Consider the following 1,363-nt stretch of genomic DNA (forward strand, 5'->3'; position numbering starts at 1 on the left):
AAGCAATAATAAAGTATTTTATTTTTCCCTCCATAAAATTAACAAATCCTTATCATTGAAAAATAATCCGCTAGGGAAGGTGCGAACAAGTTCCTGATATGAGATCATCATATTCATCCGGAGCGCATCCCAGAGGGACATCATGAGCCATCAACTCACCTTCGCCGATAGTGAATTCAGCACTAAGCGCCGTCAGACCCGAAAAGAGATTTTCCTCTCCCGCATGGAGCAGATTCTGCCATGGCAGAATATGACCGCTGTCATCGAGCCGTTTTATCCCAAGGCGGGCAATGGCCGACGGCCCTATCCGCTGGAGACCATGCTGCGTATTCACTGCATGCAGCATTGGTACAACCTGAGCGACGGTGCCATGGAAGATGCCCTGTACGAAATCGCCTCCATGCGCCTGTTTGCCCGATTATCCCTGGATAGCGCCCTGCCGGATCGCACCACCATCATGAATTTCCGCCACCTGCTCGAGCAGCATCAACTGGCCCGTCAATTGTTCAAGACCATCAATCGCTGGCTGGCCGAAGCAGGCGTCATGATGACCCAAGGCACTTTGGTGGATGCCACCATCATTGAGGCACCCAGCTCTACCAAGAACAAAGAGCAGCAACGCGATCCGGAGATGCATCAGACCAAGAAAGGCAATCAGTGGCACTTTGGCATGAAGGCCCACATTGGTGTCGATGCCAAGAGTGGCCTGACCCACAGCCTAGTCACCACCGCGGCCAACGAGCATGACCTCAATCAGCTGGGTAATCTGCTTCATGGAGAGGAGCAATTTGTCTCAGCCGATGCCGGCTACCAAGGAGCGCCACAGCGCGAGGAGCTGGCCGAGGTGGATGTGGACTGGCTGATCGCCGAGCGTCCCGGCAAGGTAAAAACCTTGAAGCAGCATCCGCGCAAGAACAAAACGGCCATCAACATCGAATACATGAAAGCCAGCATCCGTGCCAGGGTGGAGCACCCGTTTCGCATCATCAAGCGGCAGTTCGGCTTCGTGAAAGCCAGATACAAAGGGCTGCTGAAAAACGATAACCAACTGGCGATGTTATTCACCCTGGCCAACCTGTTTCGGGTGGACCAAATGATACGTCAGTGGGAGAGATCTCAGTAAAAACCGGAAATAACGCCAGAAATGGTGGAAAAAATAGCCTAAATAGGCTGATTCGATGTGTTTGCGGGAAAAAAATCGGCCCAGATCCGCGAAATTTTAATCAGCGAGTCAGCTTGGGAAGAAATGACCTGCTTATTCGCACCTTCCCTATCAATTTCAATAGAAAGCTTTTAATGAGCACAATCTTTTTCTTGATGTTTCGGGGCGTATAACAACGTATGAATCCATGCGCTAGGCAAT

At 50.9% G+C, this 1,363-nt stretch carries 1 protein-coding gene; it reads left to right on the forward strand.

Annotation, left to right across the window (positions count from 1 at the left end; translation table 11 throughout):
- The first annotated feature begins 142 nt into the window (after nt 1-142).
- Complete coding sequence (locus HGP29_RS28130) at nt 143-1,123, forward strand: IS5-like element ISKpn26 family transposase (RefSeq protein WP_000019445.1); 981 nt, start codon at nt 143-145, stop codon at nt 1,121-1,123.
- The last annotated feature ends 240 nt before the right edge of the window (nt 1,124-1,363 follow it).

This window comes from Flammeovirga agarivorans (assembly GCF_012641475.1).
In the GTDB taxonomy this organism is placed as follows: domain Bacteria; phylum Bacteroidota; class Bacteroidia; order Cytophagales; family Flammeovirgaceae; genus Flammeovirga; species Flammeovirga agarivorans.

Excerpts from the sequence above, each read along its gene's own strand:
- HGP29_RS28130 (WP_000019445.1), top strand. The coding sequence starts at position 143 with ATGAGCCATCAACTCACCTTCGCCGATAGTGAATTCAGCACTAAGCGC.